The organism is Mesorhizobium sp. B2-6-2, assembly GCF_006440615.1.
Classification (GTDB): domain Bacteria; phylum Pseudomonadota; class Alphaproteobacteria; order Rhizobiales; family Rhizobiaceae; genus Mesorhizobium.
In genome coordinates this window covers 129088-148612 of the sequence record NZ_VFUG01000003.1, presented here as the reverse complement: position 1 = coordinate 148612, position 19525 = coordinate 129088, and the positions used below count along the sequence as shown (strand labels likewise).

At 63.5% G+C, this 19525-nt stretch carries 17 protein-coding genes; all 17 read right to left on the bottom strand.

Annotated features, from left to right (window positions below; genetic code table 11):
* Positions 1-410: 410 nt before the first annotated feature.
* The 17 genes from FJ419_RS08790 to nuoF all read right to left on the bottom strand — a co-directional run bounded on the left by FJ419_RS08790 (position 411) and on the right by nuoF (position 19519).
* Positions 411-1094, bottom strand: coding sequence for an ABC transporter ATP-binding protein (locus tag FJ419_RS08790; protein ID WP_176476897.1), 684 nt, complete (start codon positions 1092-1094; stop codon positions 411-413).
* Entirely contained in the window at positions 1091-2377 is a 1287-nt protein-coding gene (locus FJ419_RS08785; protein WP_140689763.1) for a lipoprotein-releasing ABC transporter permease subunit, read from the bottom strand. Before FJ419_RS08785 ends, FJ419_RS08790 begins: the two co-directional genes overlap by 4 nt.
* Positions 2374-3702, bottom strand: coding sequence for a proline--tRNA ligase (proS, locus tag FJ419_RS08780; RefSeq protein ID WP_140689761.1), 1329 nt, complete (start codon positions 3700-3702; stop codon positions 2374-2376). The genes FJ419_RS08785 and proS overlap by 4 nt, the downstream gene beginning before the upstream one ends.
* Positions 3703-4276: 574 nt before the next feature.
* Positions 4277-4561, bottom strand: a complete 285-nt coding sequence (locus FJ419_RS08775; protein WP_095764873.1) for a DUF1467 family protein — start codon at positions 4559-4561, stop codon at positions 4277-4279.
* A complete protein-coding gene (gene mce / locus FJ419_RS08770) occupies positions 4558-4962 on the bottom strand; it encodes a methylmalonyl-CoA epimerase (protein WP_140542006.1) in 405 nt (134 codons plus the stop codon). The genes FJ419_RS08775 and mce overlap by 4 nt, the downstream gene beginning before the upstream one ends.
* Positions 4963-5068: 106 nt before the next feature.
* On the bottom strand, positions 5069-6739 hold the full coding sequence (locus tag FJ419_RS08765; RefSeq protein ID WP_140689758.1) for a ribonuclease J: 1671 nt from the start codon (positions 6737-6739) through the stop codon (positions 5069-5071).
* A 95-nt stretch (positions 6740-6834) separates the two neighbouring features.
* Entirely contained in the window at positions 6835-7656 is an 822-nt protein-coding gene (locus tag FJ419_RS08760) for a biotin--[acetyl-CoA-carboxylase] ligase (protein ID WP_140689756.1), read from the bottom strand.
* A gap of 4 nt (positions 7657-7660) precedes the next feature.
* Positions 7661-9097: an NADH-quinone oxidoreductase subunit NuoN gene (gene nuoN, locus FJ419_RS08755; RefSeq protein WP_140689754.1), complete on the bottom strand. Its 1437-nt coding sequence runs from the start codon at positions 9095-9097 to the stop codon at positions 7661-7663.
* Between the two features lie 14 nt (positions 9098-9111).
* Positions 9112-10617, bottom strand: coding sequence for an NADH-quinone oxidoreductase subunit M (locus tag FJ419_RS08750; RefSeq protein WP_140689752.1), 1506 nt, complete (start codon positions 10615-10617; stop codon positions 9112-9114).
* Positions 10617-12590, bottom strand: a complete 1974-nt coding sequence (nuoL, locus tag FJ419_RS08745) for an NADH-quinone oxidoreductase subunit L (protein WP_140689749.1) — start codon at positions 12588-12590, stop codon at positions 10617-10619. Before nuoL ends, FJ419_RS08750 begins: the two co-directional genes overlap by 1 nt.
* 11 nt (positions 12591-12601) lie before the next feature.
* A complete protein-coding gene (gene nuoK / locus FJ419_RS08740) occupies positions 12602-12910 on the bottom strand; it encodes an NADH-quinone oxidoreductase subunit NuoK (RefSeq protein ID WP_027168992.1) in 309 nt (102 codons plus the stop codon).
* A 1-nt stretch (position 12911) separates the two neighbouring features.
* Complete coding sequence (locus tag FJ419_RS08735) at positions 12912-13532, bottom strand: NADH-quinone oxidoreductase subunit J (protein WP_140545674.1); 621 nt, start codon at positions 13530-13532, stop codon at positions 12912-12914.
* A 230-nt stretch (positions 13533-13762) separates the two neighbouring features.
* Complete coding sequence (nuoI, locus tag FJ419_RS08730; RefSeq protein WP_095764866.1) at positions 13763-14254, bottom strand: NADH-quinone oxidoreductase subunit NuoI; 492 nt, start codon at positions 14252-14254, stop codon at positions 13763-13765.
* A complete protein-coding gene (nuoH, locus tag FJ419_RS08725) occupies positions 14254-15297 on the bottom strand; it encodes an NADH-quinone oxidoreductase subunit NuoH (RefSeq protein WP_140689747.1) in 1044 nt (347 codons plus the stop codon). Before nuoH ends, nuoI begins: the two co-directional genes overlap by 1 nt.
* A 2-nt stretch (positions 15298-15299) precedes the next feature.
* Entirely contained in the window at positions 15300-17381 is a 2082-nt protein-coding gene (gene nuoG, locus FJ419_RS08720) for an NADH-quinone oxidoreductase subunit NuoG (RefSeq protein WP_140689745.1), read from the bottom strand.
* Between the two features lie 74 nt (positions 17382-17455).
* Positions 17456-18139 carry an NADH-ubiquinone dehydrogenase gene (locus tag FJ419_RS08715; protein WP_140689744.1) on the bottom strand — a complete coding sequence of 228 codons (684 nt, stop codon included), beginning with the start codon at positions 18137-18139 and terminating at the stop codon, positions 17456-17458.
* Positions 18140-18214: 75 nt separating this feature from the next.
* On the bottom strand, positions 18215-19519 hold the full coding sequence (nuoF, locus tag FJ419_RS08710) for an NADH-quinone oxidoreductase subunit NuoF (protein ID WP_140689742.1): 1305 nt from the start codon (positions 19517-19519) through the stop codon (positions 18215-18217).
* Between the last annotated feature and the right edge of the window lie 6 nt (positions 19520-19525).

Below are 19525 nucleotides of genomic sequence, written 5' to 3'. Positions count from 1 at the left end.
ATCGCTCATAACTCTCTCCTGTTGTTGCTATGTTCATAATTTGTTCTAATTTTGTTCGAATGTCAACGACCGTCTGAGGCGCGTTGGAGCGAATCCGCCCGGTCCGTTTGGGCAGGGTTAAGGAAAGGTTGACGGTGGGCGCTGCGTGGGCAGGCGTAGCCTTGGCGATTGGCTAGCACGCCCATCACTTCGTCATTCTAGGGCGAAGCAAGGAGCGAAGCGACGCGCGCAGACCCTAGAATCCATGCCGTGGCGTCGATGCTTCGCTGCGGTGCAGAACGAGGCTTCTCAAGAGCCGCTCTCTGCTGCCCCCTCTGCGGCGTCGCATTCTTCGGCAGAGGTAACGGAATGGATCCTAGGGTCTTCGCTCCGCTTCGCGGAGCTTCGCCCTAGGATGACGACATTGGGGCCTACAGCGGCACGACCTTGCCCTCGGCCAGCGTCACCCGCCTGTCCATGCGCGAGGCAAGCTCGTGGTTGTGGGTGGCGATCAGCGCCGCAAGGCCCGACTGCCTGACCAGAGCCTCCAGCGCATCGAAGACGTAGGAGGCGGTGACCGGATCGAGATTGCCGGTCGGCTCGTCGGCCAGCAGCACCAGCGGGGCATTGGCGACCGCGCGGGCAATGGCGACGCGCTGCTGCTCGCCGCCGGAAAGCTCGGCCGGCCGGTGCTGCGCGCGCTTGCCGATCTGCATATAGTCGAGGAGCTGCGCCGCGCGCTCGGATGCTTCCTTGCGGCCGAGCCCCTTGATCAGTTGCGGCATCATGATGTTCTCGAGCGCGGAGAACTCCGGCAGCAAATGATGGAATTGATAGACGAAGCCGACGTCGTTGCGGCGGATCGCGGTGCGCTCCTCGTCCGACAGCCGGCCGCACGCACGGCCGGCGAGGATCACGTCGCCCGCGTCGGGCCGCTCCAATAGCCCCGCCGTGTGCAAAAGCGTCGACTTGCCGGTGCCCGACGGCGCCACCAGCGCCACCATCTCGCCGCGCCTGAGCGAAAAGTCGGCGCCGTTCAAAATGGTGAGCTTGCGAGGCCCCTGGACGTAGTGCCGCTCGACGCCCTTCAACTCGATAATGGCCTCGGCCATCATTCGTACCTCAAGGCTTCGACGGGATCGAGCCGGGCGGCCCGCCAGGCGGGGAACACCGTCGCGAGGAACGACAGGCCAAGCGCCATGATGACGACATAGGTGGTCTCGCGCGGATCCATCTTCGCCGGCAGCTGGCTGAGGAAATAGAGCTCGGGATTGAACAGGATCCTGCCGGTCATCCAGGAGAAGAACTGGCGGATCGATTCGATGTTGAGGCAGATGACGACGCCGAGCAGCACGCCGGCGATGGTGCCGGTGACGCCGATCGCCGCGCCGGTCATCAGGAAGATGCGCAGGATCGCGCCGCGCGAGGCGCCCATCGTGCGCAGGATGGCGATGTCGTGTCCCTTGTCCTTCACCAGCATGATGAGGCCGGAAATGATGTTGAGCGCCGCCACCAGCACGATCAGCGTCAGGATCATGAACATGACGTTGCGCTCGACCTGCAGCGCCGAGAAGAAGGTCTCGTTGCGCTGGCGCCAGTCGACGAGGTCGACCGGCCGCTGCGCCGCCTGCTCGACCAGCGGCTTCAACGCGTCGACATTGTCGGGGTTGTCGACATAGATCTCGATGGTCTGCGCGCGCCCGTCCATGTTGAAATAGAGCTGCGCTTCCGAGAACGGCATATAGACGATCGAGTTGTCATATTCCGACATGCCGACCTCGAAGATCGCCGCCACCTTGTAGCCCTTCATGCGCGGTGTGGTGCCGAGCGGCGTCACGTCGCCGTCCGGCGAGATCAGCGTGATGGTGTCGCCGAGCACCAGTCCGAGGCTTTCGGCCATGCGCTTGCCGATCGCCACGCCGTCGCCGGTATCGAAGCCGTCGAGCGTGCCCTGCTTGATGTTGCTGGCGACGATCGAAATCTTGCCGAGGTCCTCGCCGCGGATGCCGCGCACCAGGGCGCCCGTGCCGCCGCCGACATTGCCTTGCGCCAGGACCTGGCCGTCGATCAGCGGGATGGCGTATTTGACGCCCGAAACACCGTTGATGCGGCTCGCCACCTGGGCGTAGTCCTCCAGCGGCGAATCGAGCGGCTGCACGATGAGATGGCCGTTGACGCCGAGGATGCGGGTCAGCAATTCGGCGCGGAAACCGTTCATCACGGCCATGACGACGATCAACGTCGCGACTCCGAGCATGATGCCGAGAAAGGAGATCGAGGCGATGACCGAGATCACCGTCTCCTTGCGGCGCGATCGCAGATAGCGCCACGCCACCATGCGCTCGAAGCCGGAGAAAGCGCCCGCCGCTGACCTGGCCGCTGCCGCCGCCTCGTTCATGCGGCGATACCCAGGCGTTTCTTGGCCTCGGCGATCGGCAGCGTCGCGCGCTCGCCCGATTTGCGGCTCTTGATCTCGACCTCGCCGGCGGCCACGCCGCGCGGGCCGACGATCACCTGCCACGGCAGCCCGATCAGGTCGGCGGTGGCGAATTTGCCGCCGGGACGCTGGTCGGTGTCGTCATAAAGCACGTCCTTGCCCGCCGAAGTCAGAGCCGCATAGAGCTCGTCGCAGACGCGGTCGCATTCGCCGTCGCCGACCTTCATGTTGATCAGGCCGATGTCGAAGGGCGCCACCGCTTCCGGCCAGATGATGCCGTTCTCGTCATGGCTGGCCTCGATGATCGCCGCGACCAGGCGCGATGGACCGATGCCGTAGGAGCCGCCAGAGGCGAAGTGATCCTTGCCGTCGGGTCCGGTCACCTTGGCGCCCATGGGCTTGGAGTATTTCTCGCCGAAGTGGAAGATGTGGCCGACCTCGATGCCGCGCGCCGAGACCTGCTCGTTGGGCGGAACGTTCGCCCAGGCCGCCTCGTCATGCATCTCGTCGGTGGCGGCATAAGGCGTCGTCCACTTCTTCACGATATCGCCGATCTCGGCGTCGTTTGAGAAGTTCGTGCCGGCGCCCGGCACGTCGAGCGTGAGATAGGCGCGGTCGCAGAACACCTGGCTCTCGCCGGTTTCGGCCAGGATGATGAACTCATGGCTGAGATCGCCGCCGATCGGACCGGTGTCGGCGCGCATTGGAATGGCCTGCAGGCCCATGCGTGTGAACGTCCTGAGATATGAGACGAACATACGGTTGTAGGCGGCCTTGGCGCCCTCGAAATCGAGGTCGAACGAATAGGCGTCCTTCATCAGGAATTCTCTGCTGCGCATGACGCCGAAGCGCGGGCGCACCTCGTCGCGGAACTTCCACTGGATATGGTAGAGGTTGAGCGGCAGGTCCTTGTAGGACTTCACGTAGGCGCGGAAAATCTCGGTGACCATCTCTTCGTTGGTCGGCCCGTAGAGCATGTCGCGGTCCTGGCGGTCCTTGATGCGCAGCATCTCCTTGCCGTAATCGTTGTAACGGCCGCTTTCGCGCCACAGATCCGCCGACTGGATGGTCGGCATCAGGATTTCCAGCGCGCCGGCGCGGTTCTGTTCCTCACGGATGATCCGGCAGACCTTGTCCAGCACGCGCTTGCCCAATGGCAGCCACGAAAAGCTGCCCTGCCCCTGCTGGCGGATCATGCCTGCGCGCAGCATCAGCCGATGCGAGACGATCTCGGCCTCGCGGGGATTTTCTTTGAGAATGGGCAGGAAATAGCGCGACAAACGCATGGACTGGTCCGTGAGTGAAAATGGCGGCGCGGGGAATCGGCGCAACCGAGGCTGCTTGCCCGGGCTTCATAGCCATTTCATGGCCGAATGGAAACCCGAGTGCCCCAAAGTATCGGGCCTTCTGCACCTTACCAAAAAGGCGATTTTGGCTGCAAAGTGCCGCAAATGGCTTTTTGATCGATTCACAAGCAAGCCCTGCCGCACTATTGTGCAGTGCAGCACGATATTGCCTGTTTCGAGGCAAAATTCTTCGTGACATTTTCACCTGCCTTGGTCTAGTGTGCGCCGATAACCGAGAGGGCGGAGAAAAATCTGCTCTCCTACGCGGTCAAAGTCTTGGGAGGATGCGATCTAGGCGCGGTAACTCGCTGCCGCCGGACACCGGAAACGGATCGGACGCGTTTAAATTGCAAGGCCTTGTGCCTTGCATTTTTTTTGTGCAATCATCTGCTTAGCGCGATCATCTGCCAAACGGCGTCAGCCACGGTTAGCCGCCGAATTCGGAAGCCGGCTTCCGAATTCAACCTTGGCGCGCGTATGCTGCTTAATACTTGGGGAGACTGTATCTTCAGCCTCAGTGATGGGCATTCGGACTAAAGTCCGGCATGATCCGCATGATATCGTCGAAGCTGAATCCGAGGCCCATCGTCAGGCCGTAGAGAATGCCCATCACGACCACCGTCACGATCGTCGCGCGGGCGAAGGCGCGCAGCATGTGCGGGCCGCGCGGCGCGCTGGAAACGGTGCCAAGCGTGACATCCTGGTCGTCGTCCTGGGTGCGCAGGCTGAACGGAAGAACGACGAACAGCACCAGCCACCAGGTGACGAAGAACAGCGCGGCGAACAGGATCCAGTTCATGCCTGCTCCAGTTCGACCAGCGTGCCGAAGAAATCCTTGGGATGCAGGAACAGCACCGGCTTGCCATGCGCGCCGATCTTCGGATTGCCATCGCCAAGCACGCGCGCGCCGCTTTGCTTCAAATGATCGCGAGCGGCCAGAATATCGTCGACCTCGTAGCAGACGTGATGCATGCCGCCCGAAGGGTTCTTCTCGAGGAACGCGGCGATGGGCGATGCCTCGCCCAGCGGTTCCAGCAACTCGATCTTGGTGTTGCCGACATCGACGAACGCCACGCTCACACCATGCTCCGGAAGCGCCTGCGGTTCGCTCAGCCGCGCGCCCAGCGTATCGCGATAGGCGGCCATTGCCGCGGCCAGATCCGGCACGGCAAGCGCGACATGGTTCAGGCGTCCAAGCATTGGCGGTTTCCTCAGGCAGTAGGCAGTAGGCAGAAGAGAAGAAGCAAATTTGGCGAGCTAAAAAGCAATTGCCTTTCCTATTGCCTACTGCCTAATCCCTACTCCCTCATCTCGTAACAAACACCGTCACCAGCGGCTTCTTGCCCCAGGCTTCGTTGGCGGCGCCGCGCACTGCGCGGCGCACCGCCTCCTGCACCAGGTCGAGGTCTTTTCGGCGCTGACGCGGAATGGAGTCCACCGCGCCGATTGCCGCATCGAGCATCAGGTCCTCCAGTGTCTCGCCGCGGGCATCCGCTTCGGCGACGCCGATCGCCACCAGGTCGGGGTCGCCGGCAAGCTCATATTTGTCGTCGAGCACGACATTGACCGCGACATGCCCGGCGAAGGAAAGCTTGCGACGGTCGCGTATGCCCATCGCCTGGTCGGTGCCGATCAGCGAGCCATCCTTGTAGAGCCGCCCGAACGGCACCTGGTCGATGATCGTCGCCGGGCCAGGCCAGAGCCTCAGCATGTCGCCGTCGCGCACCTGCGCCACCTGGCCGATCCCCGACATCGACATCAGCGAGCCCTGCGCCACCAGATGCGCCGCCTCGCCATGCACGGGAACGCCGATCTGCGGCCGCACCCATTCATACATCTTGCGCAATTCGCTGCGGCGCGGGTGGCCGGAGACATGCACCAGCGCGTCGCCGTCCTCGATGATCTTCATGCCGAGATCGATCAGCCGGTTTTTGATCTCGAGAATTCCCTTTTCGTTGCCCGGAATGGTGCGCGAGGAAAACACCACCGTATCGCCGGCCGTCAGCGCCACCGACTTCATCTCGTCGCGCGAAAGCTTGGCAAGGGCAGCCAGCGGCTCGCCCTGGCTGCCGGTGCAGATGATCACCAGGTTCTCGCGCGGGATATAGCCATAGTCCTCCTCGGCGATGAACTCCGGCAGCCCGTCCATGTAGCCGAGCTCGCCCGCCACATCGATAACGCGCTTCAGCGATCGACCGAGCACGAGGCATTGCCGGCCGGCATCGCGTGCCGCCTTGGCGATCGAGACGATGCGCCCGACATTGGAGGAGAAGGTCGTGACCGCGACGCGCCCCTTCGCACTCTCGATGACGCCCTTGAGGCCTTCCCCGACAGCGACTTCCGACGGTGACTCCCCTTCCCTCAGCGCGTTGGTGGAATCGCAGATCAGCGCCAGCACGCCCTTGTCGCCATAGGCGCGGAAGCGTGCCTCGTCGGTCTTCGGGCCGATCGTCGGCGCCGGGTCTATCTTCCAGTCGCCGGTGTGGATGACGGTGCCGGCGGGCGTGGTGATCGCCAACGACATCGGCTCGGGAATCGAATGCGCCACCGGAATGGCCTCGATCTCGAAAGGTCCGATGGTGAATTTCTCTCCGGCCCGGTAGATCGACGCCGGAATCTTCGGCGCGCCCTGCTCGCCCTGCCGCTTGGCCTCGAGCAGGCCGGCGGTGAACGGCGTCATCCAGACCGGGACTTTAAGCTTCGGCCAGATGTCGAGCAGCGCGCCGTAATGATCCTCATGCGCGTGGGTGATGACGATGCCGCGCAGGCCGCCGATATTCTCCTCGATGAAGCGCGTATCGGGCAGGATGAGATCAACGCCGGGATGTGCCGAGTCCGGAAAGGTGACGCCGACATCGACGATGATCCATTCGCGCGCGTCGGCAGGCCCATAGCCGTAAAGGGCGAAGTTCATGCCGATCTCGCCGACGCCGCCCAGCGGCGCGAAGACGAGTTCGGCGTTTTGTCTATTCGCCATCAATTCTTTCCTTCCTGGCCGCTTTGGCCAAGCCGTTGGCGCAATTCCGGGAAAGCGTGTCACGGCTTTCCGCCCGGAATTGCGCAAAAACAAAATTATACGCGGGCCGAGGCGACCGCGCCGAAATGCACGTCGCCGGCCGCAATCGTCAAAACCGATCCCTCATCGTCGCGGATCACGAAACGGCAGTCCTCGTCAATGGTTTCGAAGACGCCGCGCACCACATTGCCGTCAATTCTGACAGCAACCTCGCCGCCGAGCCCTGCCGCGCGGGCAAGCCAGCGCTTTCTGATGGCATCGAGCCCGCGTCCGTCATCCCACATCCGGGCATTCTCGCTCCAGGCATCCGAGAGCGCCAGGAACAGCGTTTCGGCGTCGCAAGTCGCGCCCAGCGCCTGCAGCGATGTCGCTGGATAAGGCAAATCCTCAGGGTAAGCCACGACATTGACGCCGATGCCGATAGCGACGGCAAAGCGGCCGCCATCGAGCATCGCCGACTCCAACAGGATGCCGGCAAGCTTGGCGCCCGAAGCCAGCACGTCGTTCGGCCATTTCAATTCGAAGCGGTTGCGGCCCTGGCTTGCGCCATCCAAGGCGACGGCGATCCGGCCCTTCGGCACGACCGCGTCGAGCGCGTCGGCCAGCGCAAGCCCCGCGACAAAGCCGAGCGTCGCGGCCAGCCGAAGCTCGCCGCCCGGAACCAGAAGCAGCGTCGCCGCGAGATTGCCTTCGGGCGTTGCCCAGACACGGCCGCGGCGGCCGCGGCCGCTTTCCTGCTTCTTCGAAACGACCCAGAGCTTGCCGGGATCGCCGGCGCGCGCGTGTTCCAGCGCCAGCCCGTTGGTCGAGCCGACGCTGTCATGCGCCTCGAGCCGGAACCCCTCCGACGCCGCGGTTGGAGCCAGCCGAAATGCCATCCCGTCAGAAGAAGGTCTTGGCGGCGGCTTCGGCATAGCTGCCGATCGGCCCGCCGATCAGCACATAGAACAGCACGAAGGCGCCGCTGACGCCGAGCACGAGGCGCAGCTCGCTGGCCATCGGCACGAAGCCGCCGACCGGCTCGTCGAACCACATGATCTTGATGATGCGCAGATAATAGTAGGCGCCCACCACCGAGGCCAGCACGCCGATGATCGCCAGCGCGTAGAGATGCGCGTTGATGGCGGCGAGGAACACGTACCACTTCCCCCAGAAGCCGGCGAGCGGCGGAATGCCGGCAAGCGAGAACATCAGGATGGTGAGGATGGTGGCCATGAACGGGTTGGTCGAGGCGAGACCGGAAAGATCGCTGATCTGCTCGACATTGCCTTCCTTGCGCCGCATGGCCAGAATGAAGGCGAAGGTGCCCAGCGTCATCACCAGATAGATCAGCATGTAGATGGCGACGCCGCGCACGCCGGCCTGGCTGTTGGCGGCAAGGCCGACCAGCGCATAGCCCATATGGCCGATCGAGGAATAGGCCATCAGGCGCTTGATGTTGGTCTGGCCGATGGCCGCGAAAGCGCCGAGCGCCATCGAGGCAATCGAGATGAAGACGACGATCTGCTGCCAGTCCGAGGCGATCGGCTTGAAGGCGCCCATGGTGACGCGCACGATCAGCGCCATCGCCGCCATCTTCGGGGCGGCTGCCAGGAAGGCGGTGATCGGCGTCGGCGCGCCCTCGTAGACGTCCGGCGTCCACATGTGGAACGGCACGGCCGAGATCTTGAAGGCGAGACCGGCAAGCACGAACACCAGGCCGAAGACGAGGCCGAGCTGACGCTCGCCGCTGTCAAGCGCAGCCGCGATTTCCTGGAAGCCGGTATTGCCGGTGTAGCCGTAAACGAGGCTGATGCCGTAGAGCAGCATGCCCGACGACAGCGCGCCGAGGACGAAGTATTTCAGGCCGGCTTCGGTCGAGCGCAGATTGTCGCGGTTGATCGCCGCCAGCACGTAGATCGCCAGCGACTGCAGCTCGAGCCCGAGATAGAGCCCGATCATGCCGTTGGCCGAAATCATCAACAGCATGCCCAGCGTGCAGAGCAGGATAAGAACCGGGAATTCGAACTTGTCGAAATGTTCCTGGCGCGCGAAGCGCATCGACATGACCAGCGTCACCGCCGAGCCGATCAGCGACAGCATCTTCATGAAGGCGCTGAAGGGATCCTGCACGAAGGCGCCGCCATAGGCTGAGCCCTGCATGCCGGAGAAGGCAAGCCACAGTCCGGCCACCACCAGCACGAGGACGGCCAGCCCGGTCACGGTCATGGTGCTGTTGGAGCGCGAATAGGCCCCGATCATCAGGAGCGCCAGCGCGCCGACGGCGAGGATCAGTTCCGGCGTCGAGAGCGAAAAGCTGGAGAGAAGGTCCGGCGTCATGGTCTATTCCCCAGTCAGTTCGCCGCCGCGGTCTGCGCGGAATTGATGGATGCGGTGACGTTGGTGACGAGCGTCTTGACCGACTGGGCCGTCGCGTCGAACACCGGCGCCGGATAGACGCCGAAGAAGATGACCAGCGCCACCAGCGGGTAGACGATCGCCTTCTCACGCGGCGAAAGGTCGAGCAGGTTCTTCAGGCTGTCCTTGGTCAGCGCGCCGAAGATCACCCGGCGATAGAGCCACAGCGCGTAGGCCGCTGACAGGATGACGCCGGTGGCGGCGAAGAACGCCACCCAGGTGTTGACCTTGAACACGCCGAGCATGGTCAGGAACTCGCCGATGAAGCCGCTGGTGCCGGGAAGGCCGACATTGGCCATGGTGAAGATCATGAACACGGTGGCGTATTTCGGCATGTTGTTGACCAGACCGCCATAGGCGTCGATCTCGCGCGTGTGCATGCGGTCGTAGATGACGCCGACGCACAGGAACAGCGCGCCCGAGACGAGGCCGTGGCTGAGCATCTGGAAGATCGCGCCCTGCACGCCTTCCTGGTTCATCGCGAAGATGCCCATGGTGACGAAGCCCATATGGGCGACCGACGAATAGGCGATCAGCTTCTTCATGTCCTCCTGCATCAGCGCCACCAGCGAGGTGTAGATGATGGCGACGACCGAGAGCGTGAACACCAGCGGCGCGAACATCGCCGACGCCTCCGGGAACATCGGCAGGGAGAAGCGCAGAAAGCCGTACCCGCCCATCTTCAGCAGGATGCCGGCCAGGATGACGGAGCCCGCGGTCGGCGCCTCGACATGCGCGTCGGGCAGCCAGGTATGCACCGGCCACATCGGCATCTTCACCGCGAAGGAGGCGAAGAAGGCGAGCCACAGCCAGGTCTGCATGTTGGCCGGGAAATTATGCGTCAGAAGCGTCGGAATGTCGGTGGTGCCTGACTGGAAGAACATCGCCATGATGGCGAGCAGCATCAGCACCGAGCCGGCGAGCGTGTAGAGGAAGAACTTGAACGAGGCATAGACGCGCCGCTTGCCGCCCCAGACGCCGATGATGATGAACATCGGGATCAGGCCGGCCTCGAAGAAGACGTAGAACAGCACGATGTCGAGCGCGCAGAACACGCCGATCATCAGCGTCTCGAGGATCAGGAAGGCGATCATATAGGCCTTGACCCGCTTCTCGATCGCATCCCAGGAGGCCAGTATGCAAAGCGGCATCAGGAAGGTGGTCAGGATGACGAACAGCATCGAGATGCCGTCGACGCCCATATGGTAGGAAATGCCCGAATCCAGCCAAGCGTGCTTCTCGACGAACTGGAAGCCGGCCTGCGAATTGTCGAAGCCCGTCCAGATGAACAGCGAGATGACGAAGGTGAACGCCGTCGTGATGAATGCGATCGCGCGAATGTTGCGGCGCGCGTTTTCGCTGTCGTCGCTGATGAACAGGATGAGCAGAACACCAACCAGCGGCAGGAAGGTGACCAGCGAGAGGATTGGCCAGTCGGTCATCAGAGCATCATCCAGGTGACGAGAGCGGCCACGCCGATCAGCATGGCGAAGGCATAGTGATAGAGATAGCCGGTCTGCAGCTTGACGACCCTGTTGGTGACGTCGACGACGCGCGCCGAGATGCCGTCGGGGCCGAGGCCGTCAATGACGGCGCCGTCTCCGGTCTTCCACAGGAACCTGCCGAGGCGCTTCGCCGGCCGCACGAACAGGAAGTCGTAGAGCTCGTCGAAATACCACTTGTTGAGCAGGAATCCATAAAGCAGGCGATGATTGGCGGCGACGCTTCGGGGAAGTTCCGGCGAGCGAATATAGAATTTCCAGGCCACCGCGAGGCCGATCAGCATGGCGACGAACGGGGCGAGCTCGACCCAGAGCGGCAATTCGTGGATCTCATGCAGGATGTGGTTTTCCGGCAGCGTGAACAGCGAAGCCTTCCAGAATTCGGCGTAACCCTCGCCGATGAAGGCGCCGTGGAAGATGATACCGGCAAACAGCGCGCCGGCGGCCAGCACATAGAGCGGCACCAGCATCACCGGCGGCGATTCGTGGACATGGTGCATGACCTCGTGGCTGGCGCGCGGCTCGCCGTGGAAGGTCATGAAGATCAGCCGCCAGGAATAGAAGCTGGTGAAGCAGGCGGCGACCACCAGCAGGATAAAGGCGAAGCCGGCCACGGCATTGTGGCTGGCGAAGGAGGTCGCGATGATGGCGTCCTTCGAGAAGAAGCCGGCAGTGCCGATCACCGTTGCCGGAATGCCGACGCCGGTCAGCGCCAGCGTGCCGACAACCATCATCCAGTAGGTCGCCGGGATCAGCTTGCGCAGGCCGCCCATCTTGCGCATGTCCTGCTCGTCGGACACAGCATGGATGACCGAGCCGGAGCCGAGGAACAGCAGCGCCTTGAAGAAGGCGTGCGTGAAAAGGTGGAAGATCGCCGCGCCATAAGCGCCGACGCCGAGCGCCACGAACATATAGCCGAGCTGCGAGCAGGTCGAATAGGCGATGACGCGCTTGATGTCGTTCTGGACGAGGCCGACGGTCGCCGCGAAGAAGGCGGTGAATGCGCCGATGAAAGTGACGACGGTCAGCGCCGAATGCGACAGCTCGAACAGCGGCGAAAGCCTCGCCAGCATGAACACGCCGGCGGTCACCATGGTTGCCGCGTGGATGAGCGCGGACACAGGCGTCGGGCCTTCCATGGCGTCCGGCAGCCAGGTGTGCAGCGGCACCTGCGCCGACTTGCCCATGGCGCCCATGAAGAGCAGCAGGCAGACCACCGTCAATGCCGTCTGCTTGTCGAGCGCTTGGCCGAGGAAGGTGAGCACGGCGGCACCCGCCGGCGCACCTTCGGCCGGCAGGAAGGATGCGGCATTGGCGAACACGGTACTCAGATTGACCGAGCCGAACAGTACGAACACGCCGAAGATGCCGAGCGCGAAGCCGAAGTCGCCGACGCGGTTGACGACGAAAGCCTTGATGGCGGCGGCATTGGCCGACGGCTTCTTGTACCAGAAGCCGATCAAGAGATAGGAGGCGAGACCGACGCCCTCCCAGCCGAAGAACATCTGGATGAGGTTGTCGGCCGTCACCAGCATCAGCATCGCGAAGGTGAACAGCGACAGATAGGCGAAGAAACGCGGCCGGTTCGGATCGTAGTGCATGTAGCCGATCGAGTAGATATGGACCAGCGCCGACACGGTGTTGACGACGACCAGCATAACCACCGTCAGCGTGTCGATCCTAAGCGCCCAGGAGGCGTCGATGCCGCCCGACTGGATCCAGCGCAGCACCGGCACGGTGAACACTTCGCCATGGCCGAAGCCGACGGTGAAGAAGGCAACCCACGACAGCACCGCCGCGATCACCAGGAAGCCGGAGGTAATGTATTCGGAAGCCTTGGCGCCGAGCGAATTGCCGAACAGGCCGACAATCAGGAAGCCAAGCAGCGGAAGGAAGACGATAGCCTGATACATGATGGTTCCCGTCAACCCTTCATCGCGCTCACGTCTTCGACCGCGATCGAGCCGCGGTTGCGGAAGAAGACGACAAGAATGGCAAGTCCGATCGCGGCTTCAGCGGCTGCGACCGTCAGCACGAACAGGGCAAAGACCTGTCCGACGAGGTCATGCAGCGCCGCCGAGAAAGCGACGAAATTGATGTTGACTGCAAGCAGGATGAGCTCAATCGACATCAGGATGACGATGATGTTGCGGCGGTTCAGGAAGATGCCGAACACGCCGAGCGTGAACAGGATCGCCGATACGGTCAGGTAATGTGCAATGCCGACGACCATCTCAGATGCCCTCGCCCGATTTGACCTTGCGGATTTCCATGCCCGTCGCCGGCGTGCGGGCGACCTGCGCGGCGATCGACTGCCGCTTGACGCCCTCCTTGTGGCGCAGCGTCAAGACGATGGCGCCGATCATGGCGACCAGCAGCACCAGGCCGGAAATCTGGAAATAATAGAGGTAGTCCGTGTAGAGGATGTCGCCGAGCGCCGCCGTGTTGGAGCGCGTGGCGAGATCCGGCGTTGCCTTGGCGACCGTCGAGGCGAGCTGCGGGGCGAATGTGTAGCCGCCGAGCACGACGATCAGCTCCGCCGCCAGGATCAGCCCGACCAGCGCGCCGATCGGCGCGTATTGCAGCGCGCCCTCTTTCATCTCGGCGAAGTCGACGTCGAGCATCATGACGACGAACAGGAACAGCACCATAACCGCGCCGACATAGACGACCAGCAGGATCATCGCCAGGAACTCGGCGCCGGTCAGCATGAACAGCCCCGCGGCGTTGAAGAAGGTGAGGATCAGGAACAGCACGGAATGCACGGGGTTGCGCGACGAAATGACCATGAAGGCCGACGCCACGGCGATAAAGGCGAAGAGGTAGAAAAAGGCCGCCTCTAGTCCACTCAGCATGGGTTCCCCCGGGGTTCCAAATTCCGACTCCGACCCGCCTCCGGTTCGAAACCGCGTGTTCCTTAGACGGACGGCGTTGCGCCGTCCACTTTCTTGTTCCTTCTCCCCGTTTACGGGGAGAAGGTGGCCCGAAGGGCCGGATGAGGGGTACGCCAAGTTTCCAGAAGCTGGCGCCGCCCCTCATCTGCCTGCCGGCATCTTCTCCCCGTAAACGGGGAGAAGCACGCTAATCACCTATACGGCGCATCCAGCGCGATGTTGCGCGCCAGCTCACGCTCCCAGCGATCGCCGTTCGCGAGCAGCTTTTCCTTGTTGTAGTAGAGCTCCTCGCGCGTCTCGGTCGCGAATTCGAAATTCGGCCCTTCGACGATGGCGTCGACCGGGCAGGCTTCCTGGCAGAAGCCGCAATAAATGCACTTCACCATGTCGATATCGTAGCGCACGGTGCGGCGCGTGCCGTCATTGCGGCGCGGGCCGGCCTCGATGGTGATCGCCTGCGCTGGGCAGATCGCCTCGCAGAGCTTGCAGGCGATGCAGCGTTCCTCGCCGTTCGGATAGCGGCGCAGCGCATGCTCGCCGCGGAAACGCGGGCTGATCGGCCCCTTCTCATGCGGATAGTTGATCGTTTCCTTCGGCGCGAAAAACTGGCGCATCGACAGGAAGAAGGCGCTGACGAAATCCTTCAGCAGCAGCGATTTTGCGGCCTGGGCCAGAGCGGACATCACGCAAACCCCGTGATCTTGAGGAAGGCCGCGGTGGCGACGACCATGAACAGCGAGATCGGCAGGAACACCTTCCAGCCCAGCCGCATCAGCTGGTCGTAGCGGTAGCGCGGCACGAAAGCCTTCACCATGGAGAACATGAAGAACATCAGGCAGATCTTCAGCACGAACCAGATCACCCCCGGCACCCAGGTGAAAGGCGCGAAGTTGAACGGCGGCAGCCAGCCGCCGAGGAACAGGATGGTCGCCAGCGCGCACATCAGGACGACGGCGACATATTCGCCGAGGAAGAAGAGCAGGAACGGCGTCGACGAGTATTCGACCATATGGCCGGCGACCAGTTCCGACTCAGCCTCGACGAGATCGAAGGGCGGGCGGTTCGTCTCGGCAAGCGCGGAGATGAAGAACACCACGAACATCGGCAACAGCGACAGCCAATGCCAGTCGAGGAAGGTGTTGGGCAGGCCGAGCCGCGTGCCGAGACCGTCCTGCTGCGACATGACGATGTCGGAGAGGTTGAGCGAGCCGACGGTGAGCAGCACGGTGACGATGACGAAGCCGATCGAGACTTCGTAGGACACCATCTGCGCGGCCGAGCGCAACGCGCCGAGGAACGGATATTTCGAGTTGGACGCCCAGCCGCCCATGATCACGCCATAGACCTCGAGCGAGGAGATGGCGAAGACATAAAGGATGCCGACATTGATGTTGGCGATCGCCCAGCCCTCATTGACCGGAATGACCGCCCAGGCCGAAATCGCCAGCACCGCCGAGACCAGCGGCGCCAGAAGGAACACGCCCTTGTTGGCGCCCGACGGGATCACCGGCTCCTTGAAGACAAATTTCAGAAGGTCGGCAAAGGCCTGCAGCGTTCCCCACGGACCGACGACGTTCGGCCCACGCCGCAATTGCACCGCCGCCCAGATCTTGCGGTCGGCATAAAGCAGATAAGCGACGCCGATCAGAAGCACGACGATCAGCACGACCGACTTCAACAGGATCAGCAGCGTCGGCAGCACATAGAAGGAGAAGAAGGTGTCCATGTTTATTCCGCCGCCTGCTTGAAGCCGCTCTTGGCCAGCGCCGAGCATTCGGCCATCACGGCCGACGCCCGCGCGATCGGGTTGGTCAGATAAAAATCCTTCACCGGCGAGGTGAAGGTGCCCTTGTTAAGCCGGCCGCCGAGCTTCGCCACCTTGGCGATGTCGTCGCCGCTGCCCGCCTGCACCTGGTCGATGCGGGCGAGGTGCGGGAATTCGCCATAGAGCTTGGCACGCAGCTGCGCCAGCGAATCGAAGGGCAGCTTCTTGCCGAGCACGTCGGAGAGCGCCCGCAGGATCGCCCAGTCCTCGCGCGCCTCGCCAGGGGCGAAGCCGGCGCGGTTGGTCTGCTGCACGCGGCCTTCCGTGTTGACATAGGTGCCCGACTTCTCGGTGTAGGCCGCGGCCGGCAGGATGACATTGGCGCGGTGCGCGCCGGCATCGCCATGCGTGCCGATATAGACAACGAAGGCGCCGCCGGTCTTGGCCATGTCGATCTCGTCGGCGCCGAGCAGGAAGAGCACATCGGTCTCGCCCAGCATGCCGGCGACGTTCTTGCCGCCCTCGCCCGGCACAAAGCCGACATCGAGGCCGCCGACTCTTGCCGCTGCGTTGTGCAGCACCGCAAAGCCGTTCCATTCGGCCGTGACCGCGTTGACGGCAGCCGCGAGCCTGGCTGCCTGGCCGAGCACCGCTGCGCCGTCGGTGCGCGCCAGCGCGCCCTGGCCCACAATGATCAGCGGATGCGTGGCCTTGCTCAGCACCTCGAAGAACTTGCCGTTGCCTTCGGCAAGGTCCTTGAGCGATTCCGGGCCGGCGCCGATCAGCTCATAGTCGTAGCGTGTGTCGCCGATCTCGCCGATGACGCCGACCGGCAGATTGCCGACGCGCCAGCGCTTGCGGATGCGGGCGTTGAGCACCGAGGCCTCGAAGCGCGGATTGGCGCCGATGATCAGCACCGCATCGGCCTGCTCGATGCCTTCGATGGTCGGGTTGAAGATGTAGCTGGCGCGGCCGAGCGAGGGATCGAGCGCGGCGCCGTCCTGGCGGCAGTCGACGTTCTTCGAGCCGAGCGCGGCCATCAGCAGCTTGAGCGCGTAGATTTCCTCGACCGCGGCGAGATCGCCGGCGATGGCACCGATCCGCTCGGGCGCGGTCTTTGCAACCTCGTCCTTGATCGCTGCGAAGGCTTCCGCCCAGCTCGCCGAAACGAGCCTGCCGTTCTTGCGCACGTAAGGGCGATCGAGGCGCTGCGTGCGCAGGCCGTCCCAGATGAAGCGCGTCTTGTCGGAGATCCACTCCTCGTTCACCGCCTCGTTGACGCGCGGCAGAATGCGCATCACTTCGCGACCGCGGCTGTCGACGCGGATCGCCGAGCCGACGGCGTCCATGACGTCGATCGATTCCGTCTTCGTCAGCTCCCACGGCCGTGCCTGGAAGGCGAACGGCTTGGAGGTCAGCGCGCCGACCGGGCACAGATCGATGACGTTGCCCTGCAGCTCCGACGTCATCGCCTGTTCGAGATAGGTGGTGATCTCGGCATCCTCGCCGCGGCCGATCAGGCCGAGCTCGGAAATGCCGGCGACCTCGGTGGTGAAGCGGACGCAGCGCGTGCAATGGATGCAGCGGTTCATCACGGTCTTGACCAGCGGGCCGATATACTTGTCTTCGACCGCGCGCTTGTTCTCGTGATAGCGCGAGGAATCGACGCCGAAGGCCATCGCCTGGTCCTGCAGGTCGCATTCGCCGCCCTGGTCGCAGATCGGGCAATCGAGCGGATGGTTGATCAGCAGGAATTCCATCACGCCTTCGCGGGCCTTCTTGACCATCGGCGTGTTGGTGAAGATTTCCGGCGGCTCGCCATTCGGGCCGGGACGCAGGTCGCGCACGCCCATGGCGCAGGAGGCCTGTGGCTTGGGCGGACCGCCCTTTACCTCGATCAGGCACATGCGGCAATTGCCGGCGATCGACAGCCGCTCGTGGAAGCAGAAGCGCGGCACTTCCGCGCCGGCGTCCTCGGCCGCCTGCAGCAGCGTGTAATGGTCGGGTACCGTGATCTCTTTCCCGTCGACCTTTAGCTTTGCCATTCGCCTCAAACCTCTGCGGATGTCCCGCAATCTATCCTTCCGGGCGCGACTGAAGCCGCGCCCGGCATTTCAATTCACTTTTTCGCGGCGAGCGCCGCGGCCTGGGCAGTCCAGTTGTCGCGGCCGATACGGCCGGCGAGCGACAGGTAATCTTCCACCCAGGCGATCTCTTCCGACGTCCAGGCGGCGATCTGGCCATAGGTCCAGATGCCGAGACCGTTGAGCACCTTTTCCAGCTTCGGCCCGACACCCGAAATCGCCTTCAGGTCCGACGGCTTCGCCGGCTTGTCGACGGCCTTCGGCTGCCTGAAATCCTCGGGCATCAGCCCCGTTGCGGCCGGTTGGGCGACAATATCTGCCCCGGTCGCGTCGAGCGCCTTCTCGGTCGCGTTCGCCGCTATGTCGGTCACATCCTGGGCGAAGGTCTGAGCCCTGGCGATCAACGTCTCGGTCGCCTTGCGCGCCTTGGAGGCGTTGGCGGCCGCTTCGTGCTGCGCCTCGAGATCGTCGAGGAAAGGCTGGAACATGCGCTGCGAAGCCTCCAGCGCGCCGGTGAACGCGCCCATCCACATGCCGACGGCGTGGTTGGCCAGACCGATGCTGAGCGCCGACATCGCGGCGGCACCCGCGACTGGATGCGCCAGAAGGTTGACGGCGCTGGCCATCTCCTTCGGCATCATCTTGGTCAGGTCCTGGTTCATCTTCTCGAGTTGGTCCAAATCAGGCACGAACGGATAGGGTATCGAATACGGCGCCATAGAGATCTCCTGGTCGTTTCTTCGTATGCCCGCCCCAGTTTTTTAGTCTTCGGGCCAAGCCCGTATTTCGTAGTCTTATTCCGCCGCCACCATCACCGGCTCGACCCGGTGCGCGTTGCGCGAAAACTCGTCGATGCGGCGTTCCACCTCGCCGCGGAAATGCCGCATCAGGCCCTGGATCGGCCAGGCAGCCGCGTCGCCCAGCGCGCAGATCGTGTGGCCCTCGACCTGCTTGGTGACGTCGAGCAGCATATCGATCTCGCGCTTCTGCGCCTCGCCGCGCACCAACCGTTCCATCACCCGCCACATCCAGCCGGTGCCTTCGCGGCACGGCGTGCACTGGCCGCAGCTCTCATGCTTGTAGAAATAGGAAAGCCTGGCGATCGCCTTCACGATATCCGTCGACTTGTCCATGACGATGACGGCGGCCGTGCCGAGGCCGGATTTCAGGTCGCGCAGCGCGTCGAAATCCATCGGCGCGTCCATGATCTGCTCGGCCGGCACCAGCGGCACCGAAGCGCCGCCCGGAATGACCGCGAGCAGATTGTCCCAGCCGCCGCGGATGCCGCCGCAATGCGTCTCGATCAGCTCGCGGAACGGGATCGACATCGCTTCTTCGAAGGTGCACGGATTGTTGACGTGGCCGGACACGCAGAACAGCTTGGTGCCTGCATTGTTCGGACGGCCGAAGGACGAGAACCAGGCGGCGCCCCGGCGCAGGATGGTCGGCGCCACCGCGATCGATTCGACGTTGTTGACGGTGGTCGGGCAGCCATAGAGGCCGACATTGGCCGGGAATGGCGGCTTCAGCCGCGGCTGGCCCTTCTTGCCTTCCAGGCTTTCGAGCAGCGCCGTCTCCTCGCCGCAGATATAGGCGCCGGCGCCATGATGCATGTAGATGTCGAAGTCATAGCCGGACGTGTTGTTCTTGCCGATCAGCTTGGCTGCGTAAGCCTCGTCGATGGCGCGCTGCAGCGCCTCGCGTTCGCGGATGAACTCGCCGCGCACATAGATGTAGGCTGCGATCGCGCCCATGGCGAAGCCGGCGACCAGCGCGCCCTCGACCAGCGTGTGCGGATCGTTGCGCAGTATATCGCGGTCCTTGCAGGTGCCCGGCTCGGATTCGTCGGCGTTGATGACGAGATAGCTCGGCCGTCCATCGCTCTGCTTGGGCATGAACGACCATTTCAACCCGGTCGGGAAGCCGGCGCCGCCACGGCCGCGCAGGCCGGACGCCTTCATCTCGTTGACGATCCAGTCGCGCCCCTTGGCGACGAGGCCTGGCGTATCGTCCCAGATGCCGCGCGACTGCGCGCCGGCCAGCGACTTGTCGAACAGGCCGTAGATGTTGGTGAAGATGCGGTCTTTGTCCTGAAGCATTTTTCG